Annotated in this window: 13 protein-coding genes; 6 read left to right on the top strand and 7 right to left on the bottom strand. The window is 66.5% G+C overall.

Annotation, left to right across the window (positions count from 1 at the left end; genetic code table 11):
- Positions 1-240 precede the first annotated feature (240 nt).
- From mreC to F2P46_RS19555, 5 genes are read left to right on the top strand one after another with little or no spacing between them, the layout of a single operon-like run.
- Entirely contained in the window at positions 241-1,395 is a 1,155-nt protein-coding gene (mreC, locus tag F2P46_RS19575; RefSeq protein WP_166893229.1) for a rod shape-determining protein MreC, read from the top strand.
- Positions 1,392-1,904 carry a rod shape-determining protein MreD gene (gene mreD, locus F2P46_RS19570; protein ID WP_166893227.1) on the top strand — a complete coding sequence of 171 codons (513 nt, stop codon included), beginning with the start codon at positions 1,392-1,394 and terminating at the stop codon, positions 1,902-1,904. Before mreC ends, mreD begins: the two co-directional genes overlap by 4 nt.
- Positions 1,905-1,919: 15 nt before the next feature.
- Positions 1,920-3,902 (top strand): penicillin-binding protein 2, encoded by a 1,983-nt coding sequence (gene mrdA, locus F2P46_RS19565; protein ID WP_166893225.1) that lies wholly within the window; start codon positions 1,920-1,922, stop codon positions 3,900-3,902.
- A 4-nt stretch (positions 3,903-3,906) separates the two neighbouring features.
- On the top strand, positions 3,907-5,019 hold the full coding sequence (gene rodA / locus F2P46_RS19560) for a rod shape-determining protein RodA (protein ID WP_166893223.1): 1,113 nt from the start codon (positions 3,907-3,909) through the stop codon (positions 5,017-5,019).
- A gap of 13 nt (positions 5,020-5,032) precedes the next feature.
- Positions 5,033-6,043, top strand: a complete 1,011-nt coding sequence (locus F2P46_RS19555) for a septal ring lytic transglycosylase RlpA family protein (RefSeq protein ID WP_166893221.1) — start codon at positions 5,033-5,035, stop codon at positions 6,041-6,043.
- 21 nt (positions 6,044-6,064) lie between these two features.
- Here F2P46_RS19555 and F2P46_RS19550 read toward each other — a convergent pair whose 3' ends face one another.
- The 7 genes from F2P46_RS19550 to argS are packed head-to-tail and all read right to left on the bottom strand — an operon-like array spanning position 6,065 to position 12,280.
- Positions 6,065-6,820, bottom strand: coding sequence for an SPOR domain-containing protein (locus F2P46_RS19550; protein WP_166893219.1), 756 nt, complete (start codon positions 6,818-6,820; stop codon positions 6,065-6,067).
- The gene (locus tag F2P46_RS19545; protein ID WP_166893218.1) at positions 6,814-7,566 is read right to left on the bottom strand and encodes a type III pantothenate kinase; all 753 of its coding nucleotides are present in this window, start codon (positions 7,564-7,566) and stop codon (positions 6,814-6,816) included. Before F2P46_RS19545 ends, F2P46_RS19550 begins: the two co-directional genes overlap by 7 nt.
- Position 7,567: 1 nt before the next feature.
- Positions 7,568-8,338, bottom strand: coding sequence for a biotin--[acetyl-CoA-carboxylase] ligase (locus F2P46_RS19540; protein ID WP_229509362.1), 771 nt, complete (start codon positions 8,336-8,338; stop codon positions 7,568-7,570).
- A 14-nt stretch (positions 8,339-8,352) separates the two neighbouring features.
- Complete coding sequence (locus F2P46_RS19535) at positions 8,353-9,144, bottom strand: SDR family oxidoreductase (RefSeq protein ID WP_166893214.1); 792 nt, start codon at positions 9,142-9,144, stop codon at positions 8,353-8,355.
- 19 nt (positions 9,145-9,163) lie between these two features.
- Positions 9,164-9,844, bottom strand: a complete 681-nt coding sequence (locus tag F2P46_RS19530; RefSeq protein ID WP_166893212.1) for a thiol:disulfide interchange protein DsbA/DsbL — start codon at positions 9,842-9,844, stop codon at positions 9,164-9,166.
- A 15-nt stretch (positions 9,845-9,859) separates the two neighbouring features.
- Entirely contained in the window at positions 9,860-10,546 is a 687-nt protein-coding gene (locus F2P46_RS19525; RefSeq protein ID WP_166893210.1) for an SPOR domain-containing protein, read from the bottom strand.
- Between the two features lie 24 nt (positions 10,547-10,570).
- Positions 10,571-12,280, bottom strand: coding sequence for an arginine--tRNA ligase (gene argS / locus F2P46_RS19520; RefSeq protein ID WP_166893208.1), 1,710 nt, complete (start codon positions 12,278-12,280; stop codon positions 10,571-10,573).
- A 432-nt stretch (positions 12,281-12,712) separates the two neighbouring features.
- Between argS and rsmB the strand changes: the two genes are divergently transcribed.
- Positions 12,713-14,134 carry a 16S rRNA (cytosine(967)-C(5))-methyltransferase RsmB gene (rsmB, locus tag F2P46_RS19515; protein WP_166893207.1) on the top strand — a complete coding sequence of 474 codons (1,422 nt, stop codon included), beginning with the start codon at positions 12,713-12,715 and terminating at the stop codon, positions 14,132-14,134.
- Positions 14,135-14,164: the final 30 nt, after the last annotated feature.

The raw sequence follows: 14,164 nt of genomic DNA, 5'->3' as shown, positions 1-14,164 counted from the left end.
GTCATCGCAAGCAGGCCGCGCCGCGCGCCGCGCGCGCGGCGATGTGTCGGCTTGCACTGCCGGCGTGGCTGGCGTACCGTTCAGATCTTCGGCTTGCAATGCATTGGGATACCAGGGACAGACCCAATTGAACAATGCATGCAAGCCGCAGGTCTGACCATGGCGCGCCGTCCCCGGATGTTGCCCCGCCGGGCTCTCGCCTGGCCCTCGCTTGGCCCTTAGTCCCGCTTATTGGATTTCATGGAATACAGTCCTCCGCCACTCTTCAAGCAAGGCGCCCCAGCCCGGGTCAAGGTGACGGTTTTTGCGTTTATTTCGATCGCCCTGCTGATGATCGATGCCCGCGTCCAGGTGTTGTCCTCGGTGCGCAAGGTAGCCGGCACGGTACTCTATCCGCTGCAGATGGCGGCCCTGATGCCGCGCGACGCGCTGGCGAACATGGGCGGCTATTTCTCTTCCGTTTCCTCGCTCAAGCAGGAAGTGCGCGACCTCAAGATCGAGCAGGTCGCGGTCGCCGAAAAACTCCAGCAAGCCCAGCTCCAGAGCACCGAGAACGCCCAGTTGCGCAAACTGCTCGGCGCGCGCGAGCATGTGCCGGTCAAGACCATGCTGGGCGAAATCCTGTACGACGCGCGCGACAGCGCCACCCGTAAAATCGTGCTCGACCGCGGCAGCCAGCACGGCGCGGCGCTCGGCCAGCCGGTGATCGACAACGCCGGCGTGGTTGGCCAGGTCACGCGCGTGTTCCCGTTCACCTCTGAAGTAACGCTCCTGACCGACCGCGAACAGGCCATTCCGGTGCAGGTGCTGCGCAACGGCTTGCGCAGCGTGGCCTACGGGCGCGGCCAGTCCGGCACGCTCGACCTGCGCTTTGTCGCGCCGAATGCCGACATCCAGGTCGGCGACGTGCTGATCACCTCGGGCATGGACGGGGTCTACCCGGCCGGCCTGGCGGTGGCCAAGGTCAGCAAGGTCGAGACCAGCGGCGCCGGCGCGTTTGGCGGCGTGGTGTGCCAGCCGCTGGCCGGCATCGACCGCAATCGCCACCTGCTGATCTTGACCACGCTGCCGCAACTGCCGCAGCGCCCGGACGACGAGCCGCCCGTGCCGGCCAAGAAGAACCTGCAGAAAATGACACCGATTAAAGAGGGCGCCGTCCCGATTGCCGCCGACGCGCCGAAAACGCCGCCGGCCAGGACGGACGCCACCCCGGCCAAGACGGGCGCCACCCCGGCCAAGACGGGCGCCACCCCGGCCAGGGCGGGCGCCACGCCGGTCAAGGCGGCGCCCACGCCGGCCAGGACGGCCACGCCGGTACCGGCGGCTGTCGCACCGGCCGCCACGCCCGCACCGGCCGCCACGCCGGCGCCCGCACCCAAGGATACGAACCGATGAACCGCCCGCATTACATCCTGCTGCCCGTCAGCCCGCTGTTCATTACGTTCAGCCTGACCTGCGCCTTCATGCTCAATCTGCTGCCCTGGGGGCATTGGGTCGGCGCGCCCGACTTCGTGGCGCTGGTGCTGGTTTTCTGGGGCATCCACCAGCCGCGCAAGGTCGGCATCGGCGTGGCCTTTTTCATGGGCTTGCTGATGGACGTGCACGAAGCGACCCTGCTCGGCGAGAACGCGCTGGCCTACACCTTGCTGTCCTACCTGGCCATCATGATCCACCGCCGCGTGCTGTGGTTCCCGGTGCTGACCCAGGCGCTGCACGTGTTTCCGCTGCTGCTGGCCACCCAGGCGATCCAGTTGGTGGTGCGCGTGATCGTCTCGGGCAAATTTCCCGACTGGACGCACTTCATCGAAAGCGTGGTGGCCATTGCCCTGTGGCCGGTGATTACCTGGATGCTGCTCGCGCCCCAGCGGCGCGCCGTGGACCGCGACCATACCCGCCCGATCTGATGGTGCGGATGCGTCATGACTGAATTAACCAATAACGACCGCGAAATCCACCTGTTCCGCATGCGCGTGCTGGCGCTTATGGTGCTGGTGTTCATCAGCTTTTCCGTGCTGATCGGGCGCATGGTCAACCTGACCGTGGTCAAGCACGACGGCTTTGCGGTACAGGCCGAGGACAACCGCATCGCCATCGTCCCGATCGTGCCCAACCGCGGCCTGATCGTCGACCGCAAGGGCGTGGTCCTGGCGCGCAACTACTCGGCCTACACGCTCGAAATCACCCAGTCCAAGCTGCGCAACACGCTCGACTCGGTGATCGACGAGCTCTCCACGCTGATCGAGATCGAACCGAAGGACCGCAAGCGGTTCAAGAGCTTGCTGGCCGAGTCGAAGAACTTCGAGAGCGTGCCGCTGCGCACCCGCCTGACCGACGACGAAGTGGCGCGCTTCGCCGCCCAGCGTTTCCGTTTTCCCGGCGTGGAGGTGCAGGCGCGCCTGTTCCGCCAGTACCCGCTGGGCGAAGCGGCCTCGCACGTGATCGGCTACATCGGCCGCATCAACCAGAAGGAATCGAAGGAGCTCGACGAGCGGCCCGACAAGGCGAACTACAACGGCACCGACCATATCGGCAAGGAAGGGCTGGAAAAAAGCTACGAAGAGCAGCTGCACGGGCGCACCGGCTACCAGAAGATCATCCGCACCGCCAGCGGGCGCGCGGTCAGCATCCTGTCGCGCACGGAAGCGACCCCCGGCAGCAACCTGATCCTCTCGATCGACATCGAGCTGCAAAAGATCATTGAAGACGCCTTCGGCGAATACCGCGGCGCGCTGGTCGCCATCGAGCCGGAGACGGGCGACATCCTGGCCTACGTCTCGCGCCCCGGCTTCGACCCGAACCTGTTCGTCGACGGCATCGACACCCAGAGCTGGAACGAACTCAATACCTCGCTCGACCGCCCGCTGATGAACCGCCCGCTGCAGGGTACCTATCCACCCGGATCGACCTTCAAGCCGTTCATGGCGCTGGCCGCGCTGGAACTGGGCAAGCGCACCCAGAACCACACGATTTCGGACGCCGGCTACTTCACCCTGGGCGGCCACACCTGGAAGGACGACAAGGTGGGCGGGCACGGCATGGTCAGCATGACCGATTCGATCGTCATTTCATGCAATACCTATTATTACCAGCTCGGGAACGAACTCGGGATCGACGCCATCCACGACTTCATGAAGCCGTTCGGCTTCGGCCAGAAAACCGGGATCGACCTGGAAAACGAAAAGACCGGGGTGTTGCCGTCGAAAGACTGGAAGCGCGGCCGTTTCGCCAAAAACAAGCTGATGCAGACCTGGGTCGGCGGCGATACCGTCAACGTCTCGATCGGCCAGGGTTTCAACAGCTACACCATGCTGCAGCTGTCGCACGCGGTGGCCACGCTGGCCAACAACGGCGTGGTGATGAAGCCGCACCTGGTCAAGATCGTCGAAGACAGCGTCACGCGCGCGCGCACCCTGACGGTGCCGAAGGAAAGCGCGCGCATCCCGCTGCGCCAGGAAAATATCGATTTCATCAAGCGCGCCATGGTCGGCGTCTCCGAGCGCGGCACCGGCAAGACCGTGTTCGCCGGCGCCGGCTACGTCTCGGCCGGCAAGACCGGCACCTCGCAGGCGGTGGGCCTGCGGCGCGGCGAAAAGTACAACGCCAAGAACGTCAACGAACGACTGCGCGACAATTCGCTGTACATCACCTTCGCGCCGGCCGACAAGCCGCGCATCGCCCTGGCGCTGATCGTCGAAAACGCCGGCTTCGGCTCCGCGGTGGCCGCTCCGATCGCGCGCAAGGCGCTCGACTACTACCTGCTGGGCAAGCGCCCGGCCGGCAAGGACGGCACCAAGGTGCCGAAGGAAGATGTGGAACTGGTGCCGCTCGAAGAATTCAAGGCCGACACCGCCACCGAAATGCCATACAAGCCGGGCGCCGAAACGCCGGCGCCAAAGGACTGACGCCATGCGCCTGAACGAACGACGCTCGCTATGGCGACGCGCCAAACCCTACCTGCTGGTATTCGACGCGCCGCTGGCCATGGTCATTTTCATGCTGCTGTGTACCAGCCTGGTGACGATGTACTCGGCCGGCGCTGACTTTCCCGGCCGCATCGAAGGCCAGTTGCGCAACATGATGATCGCCTTCGTGGTCATGTGGCTGGCGGCCCAGGTGCCGCCGCAGACGCTGATGCGCCTGGCCGTGCCGGTCTACACGATCGGCGTGACCCTGCTCGTTGCGGTGTTCATGTTCGGCGTGATCAAGAAGGGCGCGCGCCGCTGGCTGCACATCGGCTTCGACATCCAGCCGTCCGAGATCATGAAAATCGCCATGCCGCTGATGCTGGCCTGGTACTTCCACCAGAAGGCGGGGCTGGTGCGCTGGCATTCGTTCATCATCGCCACCGCGCTGCTGGCCGTGCCGGTCGGCCTGATCCAGCTGCAGCCCGACCTGGGCACGTCGCTGCTGGTGCTGGCCTCGGGTTTTTACGTGATCTTTTTGGCCGGCCTGTCGTGGAAGGCCTTGATTGGCTTGTTCGTGGCCGGCGCCGCCAGCCTGCCGGTGGCCTGGTCGCTGATGCACGACTACCAGCGCGAACGGGTGATGACCCTGATCGATCCCTACGCCGACCCGCTGGGCAAGGGCTTTCACATCATCCAGTCGACCATCGCGATCGGCTCGGGTGGCGTTAGTGGCAAGGGCTGGATGAAGGGCACCCAGGCCCACCTCGAATTCATCCCCGAGCGCACCACCGACTTTATCTTCTCCGTGTTTTCGGAGGAATTCGGGCTGATCGGCTTTCTCGGCCTGCTGCTCTTGTACCTGCTGCTGATCGGACGCGGCATGATGATCGCGGCCAATGCACCGACCTTGTTTTCGCGCTTGCTGGCCGGCGCGATCACGATGATCTTCTTTACGTACGCCTTTGTGAACATGAGCATGGTCAGCGGCATCCTGCCGGTGGTGGGCGTGCCGCTGCCGTTCATGAGCTATGGCGGGACCGCTTTTGTGACCCTCGGACTCGGGGCAGGTATACTGATGAGTATCCAGCGGCACCGCAAGCTGGTGCAAACCTGACCACGGAGCCACGATGGCGGTATCAAAAACGCTTCCACCTTCCATTGCGCTATGCGCACTGGCCTTTTTTCTGAGCGCCTGCGGGACCGATTCGGAAGGCCACCGGCGCATCCTGCCGTTCCCGTCGCCGGGCGCCAAGCCGGCCAAGCATGGCGAGCTGCCATCCCTGCCGCGCGCCGGTTCCGGGCGCGGCGGCTACTACCAGGATGACGGCCCGGGCGACAATCCGCCGCCCAACCTGAACGACGTGCCAGACGCCGTGGTCAAGAACGAGCCCTACGCGCGCTACGCCAACCGGCCCTACGTCGTGTTCGGCAAAACCTATACCCCGATGTTGGGCGAGCAGCCCTTCAGGCAGCGCGGCGTGGGCAGCTGGTACGGCAAAAAATTCCACGGCCAGAAAACCTCGTCGGGGGAACTGTACGACATGTACAAGATGACGGCGGCCCATCCGACCTTGCCGATTCCATCGTACGCGCGCATCACCAGCCTCGATAGCGGCAAGCAGGTGGTGGTGCGCATCAACGACCGCGGGCCGTTTCATTCGAGCCGGGTGGTCGACGTGTCGTATACGGCCGCGCTCAAACTCGGCTTGCTCGGCAAGGGCAGTCACACGGTGGAAATCGAAAGGCTGCTGCCGAACGCGCAGGAGCGCATCGCCACCATCCGGCGCCTGGCGCCGGAACCGGACGGGGAAGTGAACACGATGGCGGTGGACATGCCGCCGCCGGGCGAAAGCAGCGCGCTGGTGCTCACGCCGGCGCCGCCACAGGCCTTGACGCCAGCGGCGCCGCCATCCGGGTTCTATCTGCAGCTCGGCGCCTTCAGCCGCGCCGACAAGGCGGCCGAGGTGCGCGCGCAGATCGCGGCCACCGGCGGCGCGCTGTCCGGCGTGGCCGTGGTGCAGGGCGGTGCGCTGCACCGGCTGTTCAGCGGTCCGTTCGCGAGCCGGGACGAGGCCATGCGGGCGCTGCGCGACCTGCCGTCGACCTTGCGCCTCAAACCGATCATCGTGCAGCGCTGAGCGGGCCGCACTCCCGCCGCCTTATTTGCAGCTGCGCGCCTGCTGATCCGGAAAACGTGCCAGCACCGCATCGACCTTGGCCTTGGCCGCCGGTTCCAGCGCGCGGAAGCGGTACGCCATTTTGGTCGCCTGGCTGGTGCGCCCGGCCACCTTGGCGCCGACCACGCCCTGCTTGGTCAAGGTCGCCAGCAAGGTCTGGGCCGACGTCTCCGACTTGAACACACCGAGCGAAATCGCGTATTTCATCGGGCTGTTGTCGTTCATGATGAAATAGCTGGTGATCCCGAGTTCCTTCAGTTCGGCCGCCTTGCGGTCGGCCGCTTCCTTGCTGCCTGGCGAAGGAATGAACACGATATGGCTGGTCACTTCGGGCACGCCGACGTTCTCGCGCGTCTGGCGCTGGCCCAGCGCCAGCGGCGCCAGCAAGGCTTCGAAGCGGCGCGCATCCGGCGGCGCAAAGTTTCCCACCAGGGTGCAGGCGAGCAGCTCCGGCTTCGGTTCCGGCTTCGGTTCCGGCTTCGGAACTGCCGGCGCCGGCGCTTTGCTCATCACCAGCACCGGCGTTGGCGGCGGCGCGACCGGCTCGACCTCCACGGTGGTATCCGGCGGCGGCGGCGGCGGGCGCGCCGCGACCAGCTTGATGTTTTCGGCGCCGACCTGGTTGCGCATGCGGGCCGGCTCGCGCTCGTTTTCCCTGAAGTTGCCGAGCATGCCCTGGCCGAACGCGAACAGCACGGCATTGATGGCAAGAAGGGTCCAAAATATGAATTTCAACACGGGCTATCCTGGAGTGGCGAAGACGTGACGGTGGAATGAAGGCCGATCAGGACGATATTATCGACGATCCGGTGGCCGATCGACAGGCGCAGCACGGGACCGATGTACTGCGCCGCGCCGCCCGAGACGATGCAGGCGCTGGCGCCGTGCAGCGCGCAGGCGCGTTCGATGGCGCCGGCCTGCGCCGACAGGCAGCCGGACAAGATGGCGTCGGCGGTATTGTCGGCGAAGCCGGCCGGCAGGGTGGCGCCGGGCGCCACCTGGGGCAGTTGCGCGGTATTGCGCGCCAGCGAGGTGGCCATCAGGCCCAGGCCGGGCAGGATCATCCCGCCCAAAAACACGCCGTCGGCGCTGACCGCGTCGATGGTGGTGGCGGTGCCGCAGGTGGCCACGATCACGGCCTGGCCGGGCATGAGTGCGCGCGCCCCGAGCGCGGCGGCGAAGCGGTCGCACCCGAGCTGGGAAGGATCGCGGTAAGCGTTGCGCAGGCCGGCCAGCTGCGCCTTTGATGCGAACCAGGTGACGTCGGTGCTGGGCATCATCAGCTGTAACTGGTCGCGCAGCTTGCTGCCGGCCACGTTCGACACCAGCGCGCGCGTGACGCCCTGCGCCGGCCAGTTGGCCGGCAGGTGATTGATGTCGGCGTGGGTGACGGCGCCGCTGGCTAGCCATTGGCCTGGCGCTGCGCCCTCGTCGGCCAGGGCCCACTTGATGCGCGTATTGCCGGCGTCGATCAATAGCAGCATGCTAGGCCTCCCGCAGCGACACGTCGCCGGCCACGATGGCGATGCGGCCGGCGGCCGTGTCGAGCAGCAGGCGCCCCCAATCGTCCACGCCGGCCGCCACCCCTTCGTGCAGCGTCACGCCGCGGTCGATGATCACCACCGGCACGCCCTGCCAGGCATGCAGGCGGTTCCAGCGCGCGCAAAAGGGCGCAAAGCCGTCCTGCGCGAACTGGCCCAGGTTGGCCGCCAGCGCACCCAGGAGCTGCGCCATCAGCGCGTTGCGGTCCATCTGCGCCAGCCACGGGGCGGCGGCCACGGAGCGGCCGATGCGCTGTTCGATTTCATCGGGCATGAGCAGATTGAGGCCGACGCCGATCACCGCCCACACGCCGCCGCTTGGGGCGGCCTGGGTTTCGATCAGCACCCCGGCCAGCTTGGCGCCGTCGCGCAGCACGTCGTTGGGCCACTTGAGCTGGACCGGCACATCGAGCGCGCCGAGGGCGTCGGCCAGCGCCACGCCGACCGCCAGCGGCAGCCCGGCCAGCTCGCGCAGCGGCCCGGCAAAATGCCAGGCCAGCGAAAACGTCAGCGCCGTGCCGGGCGCGGACAGCCAGCTGCGGCCCGCGCGTCCGCGTCCGGCCGTCTGGTGCAGGGCCACGCGCAGCACTGGGCGGCGCAGGCCGGCGGCGCGCGCCAGCAGGTCGGCGTTGGTCGATCCGGTTTCGGTGACCACTTCGATGTCGATCGCGCCGGCGGGCGCGCCATAGTGGCGTGCGATCGCGCCCGCATCCATGGCGAAGGTCTCGTTCATGGCGCGCCCTTGCTGGCATTGCTTGCCGTGCGCGCCTTGTGGGGCGCGTTGACGAAGGCCAGGTCGTACAAGACGTCGGGCAGCAGCCGCAGCAACTTGGCCACCACGCCCATCTGCCACGGGATGACGCGGTAGGTGGCGCCGGCGGCGATGGTCTTTACGGCCTTGGCGGCAAAGCGCCCTGGTGTCATCAGGAACGGCATCGGATAGGAATTATGCTTGGTCATGGGGGTGTCGATGTAGCCCGGCGCGATGGTCACCACGCCAATGCCGTGCGGCTTGAGTTCGAGCCGCAGCGACTCGCAATACACGCGCACAGCCGCCTTCGACGCGCTGTAGGCGCCGGCGCCGGGCAGGCCGCGCACCCCGGCCACGCTGCCGATACCGACCAGGCGGCAGGGCGTGTGCTGCGCTTTCATGGTGGCGATGAAGGGCGCGAAGGTGGCCACGGTGGCGCCGACGTTGGTGGCGATGATGGCGTCGAACACCGCCATGTCTTCGGCGTATTCGGTCAGGGTGCCGACCGAAATGCCGGCGCAGGCGATGACGATATCGGCCCCGCCGCAGCGGGCGATGAAATCGACGGCGGCGGCGCCCAGTGCGGCGCGGTCGGTCACGTCCAGCACGTACACCAAGTGCCGTTCCGGATGGGGCAACTGCGCGCGCAGCGCGTCGAGCGCCTCGCGGCGGCGCGCGACCAGGCCGAGCGTGGCGCCGCGCGCGGCGTATTCGCGCGCCAGCGCCGCGCCCAGTCCGCTCGACGCGCCGGTGATGAACACGCGGTTCATGGGGCGCGGCCAAGCATGGCTATTTTTTTTCCGCGGCCGCTTTCGCGACCAGGTGATCCATCACTTGCAGGGCCATCTGCTGCTGCTGCGCTTCGCTGGCGTCAGTCACGGCCGAGCCGGCCTGGGTGGGCGAGGTCAGGTAGCGGCCGGCGATGGCGATCTTCGGCCAGTCCTGGACCTTGTAGGCGGCCACCATGCCGTTGGCGCGTCCCAGCTTGGCCTGGATGCCGAAGGAGCGGTAGGCATTGGTGAAGGCGGCGCGGTCGATGCCGGCGCCGGCGGCCCAGTCGAACACCTGCTCGTCGTTGCCGAAGCGCTGGTGCTGCTCATGCATCGCGGTAAACACCTTGGCGTGGTACTGCGGCGCGATGCCCATCGATTCGAGCGTGTAGTACAGGCGCTGCTGCGGCACCACGGCCGGCGTATGGCCCAGGTGGACGCGCTTGAAGACGATCTTGTCGCTGTTCTTTTTGACCCACTCGGCCAGCACCGGCTCGAAGCTGGCGCAGTGAGGGCAGTAGTAGGCGAAAAACTCGGTCACTTCGATCTTCTGGCCGGCGTCGGTGTTCTGGGTCGCGGCCAGGGTGGCGTATTCGACGCCGCTGGACGGCTGCTCGGGCGAGGCGGTGGCGCTGGCGCCCGCGCTGGCGAGGTGACCACCTAGCGCCAGCGCGAGCATGATCTTGAAAAGAGTAGGCATGTGTGTGATCCGTGGTTATTTCTGGTTGCGTACGATGGCCACGTCGATGCCGGCGTCGACCAGCTTGGCGCGCGCCTTGTTCATCGACTCGACCTGGCCGAAGGGGCCGATGCGCACCCGGTGCAGCACGCCGCTGTCGTTGGCACGCTCGCTGATGACCGCTTCGAAGCCGAGCAGCGCCAGCTTGGCGCGCGTGTTCTCGGCGTCGCCCACTTCGCGGAAGGCGCCGGCCTGCAGGTAGTAAGTGATCTTGTCCTCGGCCGGTTCGGCGGCGGCCGACGGCGCCACGTTCTGGGCCGGGGCGGCGGCCACCAGGGTTGGCGCCGGCTTCGGTGCGGGCGGCGGCGTGACCGCCAAGGCCGGTTTCTCTTTCATATTGGCGATGGCCGCGCCGAGCGGATCGGCTTCGGCCGGGGTGCCTGGCTTGGGCTTGTCGGTGATCTGCTTGTTGGCCGCGCGCGCCGCGTCCTTGTTCCCGTACAGCGGCTTGTTCGGATCGGCCGCCTGGCCGGCGGTCGGTTCCGTCATCTTGCCGGCCTTGCCGGTTTTATCGGTAAACGGCGTCGCACCCTTGGTGATCGCCAGCGCGACCGCGACAGCGATCACCAGGCCCACGATCAGGCCGATGACGATGCCGGTGAGGGTATTGCCTTGCTGGTACTTGAACGAGAGCTTGAGCCGAGGGCGGGAATCGCGTGTCATTGGAGCTTTCAATCGCATTAGCGGTTACATTTTTTCCGGCGCCGACACGCCGATCAGGGCCAGGCCGTTGCGCAGCACCTGGCGGGTGGCGACCATCAGCGCCAGGCGCGCCAGCTTGAGGGCCTCGTCGTCGACCAGCACGCGCTCGGCAAAGTAGAAGCTGTGCAGGTTGGCGGCCAGGTCGCGCAGGTAGAACGCCACCTGGTGCGGGCCGAGCTCGGCCTGGGCGCGCGCCAGCATTTCCGGATAGGCGGCCAGGGTCGCCAGCAGGGTCATTTCGGTCGGCGCGGTCAACGGCGCCAGGTCGACCGACGCCAGCGACGCGATATCGCCCGTGAACTGTTCGAGCATGCGGCAGATGCGCGCGTGCGCGTACTGCACGTAATACACCGGGTTCTCGTCCGAAGTTTTGAGGGCGATGTCGACGTCGAACACGAATTCGGTATCGGCCTTGCGCGAAATGAGGAAGAAGCGCACCGCGTCGCGGCCCTTGGCGATGTCGCCGTCGCCCGACCATTCGATCAGGTCGCGCACGGTCACGTAGGAGCCGGCGCGCTTGGAGATCTTGACCTCGGCGCCGTTTTTCATGACCGTGACCATCTTGTGCAGCACGTAGTCGGGATAGCCCTGCGGGATCTCCAGGCCGACCGCCTGCAGGCCGGCGCGCACGCGTGCGATGGTGCCGTGGTGGTCGCTGCCCTGGATATTGATGGCCTGGGTGAAGCCGCGCTGCCATTTGACGACGTGGTACGCCACGTCCGGCACGAAGTAGGTGAAGCCGCCTTCGGACTTGCGCATCACGCGGTCCTTGTCGTCGCCGTAGTCGGTGGTGCGCAGCCACAGCGCGCCGTCCTGCTCGTAGGTCTTGCCGGCCTTGATGAGCGCCTCGACGGTTTTTTCGACCTTGCCGTCGGCGTACAGGGAGGACTCGAGATAGTAGTTATCGAACTTCACGCCGAACGCTTGCAGGTCGATATCCTGCTCGTTGCGCAGATAGGTGACGGCGAACGGGCGGATCGAATCGAGGTCGTCGACATTGCCGCTGGCGGTGGCGGGCAAGCCGTCGCTGGCCGAGACGGTTTTGCCGGCCAGGTAATCGGTGGCGATATCGGCGATGTAGTCGCCGTTGTAGGCCGACTCGGGCCATGCGGCGTCGCCGGGCTTCAAGCCGCGCGCGCGCGCCTGGACCGAATTGGCCAGGGTGGCGATCTGCACGCCGGCGTCGTTGTAATAGAACTCGCGGGTGACCGCATAGCCCTGGGCGTCGAACAGGGCGGCGAGGGCGTCGCCCAGCGCGGCCTGGCGGCCGTGGCCCACATGCAGGGGGCCGGTCGGATTGGCCGAGACGAATTCGAGGATGATCTTCTTGCCGGCGCCGGCGTCGCTGCGGCCGAAGGCCTGGCCTTCGGCGAGGATGGCCTTGACCACCGACTGCTTGGCGCAAGCTGCCACGCGCAGGTTGATGAAGCCTGGGCCGGCGATATCGGCGCTCTCGACCAGGGCCTTGCCGGCCGGGTTCTCGAGCAGGGAAGCGACGATTTTCTGGGCCAGTTCGCGCGGGTTCATCTTGAGCTGCTTGGCCAGCTGCATGGCGATATTACAGGCGATGTCGCCGTGCGACGGATCGCGCGGGCGCTCGAGGACGACGGACGGCGAGATGCCGGTGCCATCGAGGACGGGGGCGAGGGCGGCCTGGAACAGGGCGGCGATTTCTTGTTTTTGTGAGGCGAGCATGAGCGGTGATCTGTAGAGTAGTCGAGCGGTGGCAGTGCCACGGGCAATAGTAGCTCAATTATACTGGTTTGCCGCCCCTCTGAGTCCGCCCTCGCAACCCACCGACAACGCCACCCCCGCCAACAAGCTCCCCACCGGGGTCTGACCTCTGATTAGCAATGAAAACGTTGTCTTTTCGCTTGGCGGCAACAATGATCCGACTCGGGCGTGGCGCCCAAGGCTGTGGTGCCCGGAGCGAACCGTTTTTGCATGCAAAATTGCTGATGCTTAGAAATATGTTTCGAATCAGAGGTCAGACCCCGGTTGTCGGATTTTGGGAGGGCGGGCGTTGGGCGTTGGAAGAATGTGTTGTCATAAAGGATCGTTTAAGCCTGTGCGGGACCTAAACCGGTACAATTGCGCCTTTATTAAGTAGCCGAGCTGACCCCGACCATGACGAACAAGCGCCCGACGCTCTCCATCAAACCCGCCGCCGCCAAAACCGCCAAGCCGGCCGCGCCGCGCATGCGCGCGAGTTACGAGGTCAAACCGGTGCTCCAGCCCGGCTACCGCCCCGACCTGAAACCCGATTCGCTCGCGCTGTGCCTGCTCGGCGCGGCCAATGCCGTGGCCCAGGTGCGCGCCGGCGCCGCCTTGCCGCAGGCGCTCTTGACCGCCTTCGGCGTGACCGCCGCCGCGCCCCAGGCGCGCGGGGCGATCCAGGATATCGCCTACCGCACCATGCGCCAGCTCGGCCGCAGCGAAACCCTGCTCGGCCTGATGACCTCCAAGGCGCCCGAGCCGCCGATGCTGGCCAGCCTGCTGTGCTGCGCCCTGACCCTGATCGATACGCCCGACGGCGCCGAGCCGCCCTACGAAGTATTTACCGTGGTCGACCAGGCCGTCACCGTGGCCAGTTCGCATCCGGACATGGCGCACGCCAAGGGCATGGTCAACGCCGTGCTGCGCCGCTTCCTGCGCGAACGCGAGGAGTTGCTCAAGAGCGCCTTGACGCAGCCGGTCGCGCAGTTCAATTATCCGCAGTGGTGGATCGACGCCGCCAAAGCGGCTTATCCGGGCAACTGGCAAGCCATCCTGGCGGCCGGCAACGCCCAGCCGCCGTTGACCTTGCGCGTGAACCAGCGCAAGGCCACGGTCGAGGCATACATACAGTTGCTGGCCGACGCAGGCATGGCCGCCACGCGCATCGGCCCGTCGGCCGTGCGCCTCGAAAAAGCGCTGGGCGTGGCCCTGATTCCCGGTTTCGAGGACGGCTTGGCCTCGGTGCAGGACGCCGGCGCCCAGCTGGCCGCGCCGCTGCTCGATGTGCAGGACGGCATGCGCGTGCTCGACGCCTGCGCCGCGCCGGGCGGCAAGACGTGCCACTTGCTGGAACTGGCGCAGCTGGACCTGACCGCGCTCGACTCGGACCCCAAGCGCCTCGAGCGCGTGGGCGAGAACCTGGAACGCCTCGGTTTGTCGGCCACGCTCAAAGCGTTCGAAGCCCAGACCAGCGTCTGGTGGGACGGCCAGCAGTTCGACCGCATCCTGGCCGACGTGCCGTGCACGGCCTCGGGCATCGTGCGGCGCCACCCGGACATCCGCTGGTTGCGGCGTAAGGGCGATGCACTCCAACTTGCAACACTTTCGGCCAAAATTCTCGACAACCTTTGGCAGATGTTGCGCCCGAATGGTAAATTGCTGTTCGTGACATGTTCGCTCTGGCCCCAGGAATCGGAGGCGCAGGCCGCCGCATTCGCGGTGCGCCACAACGCGACTCGCCTCGCCGCGCCGGGACAGTTGCTTCCGACCGGTACCGCCATGCAGGATCATGACGGTTTGTTCTACGCCCTGTTTCAAAAAAACGCGACGTAACGGGTCCTTCGACTATGCGAACTTTTAAGG

It is taken from the genome of Massilia sp. CCM 8734 (assembly GCF_011682155.1).
Lineage (GTDB): Bacteria > Pseudomonadota > Gammaproteobacteria > Burkholderiales > Burkholderiaceae_D > Telluria_A > Telluria_A rubra.
Note: the sequence above shows the minus strand (reverse complement) of the source record. Positions and strands in the feature narration are given on the sequence as shown.

Excerpts from the sequence above, each read along its gene's own strand:
- mreC (WP_166893229.1), top strand. The coding sequence starts at position 241 with ATGGAATACAGTCCTCCGCCACTCTTCAAGCAAGGCGCCCCAGCCCGG.
- mreD (WP_166893227.1), top strand. The coding sequence starts at position 1,392 with ATGAACCGCCCGCATTACATCCTGCTGCCCGTCAGCCCGCTGTTCATT.
- mrdA (WP_166893225.1), top strand. The coding sequence starts at position 1,920 with ATGACTGAATTAACCAATAACGACCGCGAAATCCACCTGTTCCGCATG.
- rodA (WP_166893223.1), top strand. The coding sequence starts at position 3,907 with ATGCGCCTGAACGAACGACGCTCGCTATGGCGACGCGCCAAACCCTAC.
- F2P46_RS19555 (WP_166893221.1), top strand. The coding sequence starts at position 5,033 with ATGGCGGTATCAAAAACGCTTCCACCTTCCATTGCGCTATGCGCACTG.
- F2P46_RS19545 (WP_166893218.1), bottom strand. The coding sequence starts at position 7,566 with ATGCTGCTATTGATCGACGCCGGCAATACGCGCATCAAGTGGGCCCTG.
- F2P46_RS19540 (WP_229509362.1), bottom strand. The coding sequence starts at position 8,338 with ATGGATGCGGGCGCGATCGCACGCCACTATGGCGCGCCCGCCGGCGCG.
- F2P46_RS19535 (WP_166893214.1), bottom strand. The coding sequence starts at position 9,144 with ATGAACCGCGTGTTCATCACCGGCGCGTCGAGCGGACTGGGCGCGGCG.
- F2P46_RS19530 (WP_166893212.1), bottom strand. The coding sequence starts at position 9,844 with ATGCCTACTCTTTTCAAGATCATGCTCGCGCTGGCGCTAGGTGGTCAC.
- F2P46_RS19525 (WP_166893210.1), bottom strand. The coding sequence starts at position 10,546 with ATGACACGCGATTCCCGCCCTCGGCTCAAGCTCTCGTTCAAGTACCAG.
- argS (WP_166893208.1), bottom strand. The coding sequence starts at position 12,280 with ATGCTCGCCTCACAAAAACAAGAAATCGCCGCCCTGTTCCAGGCCGCC.
- rsmB (WP_166893207.1), top strand. The coding sequence starts at position 12,713 with ATGACGAACAAGCGCCCGACGCTCTCCATCAAACCCGCCGCCGCCAAA.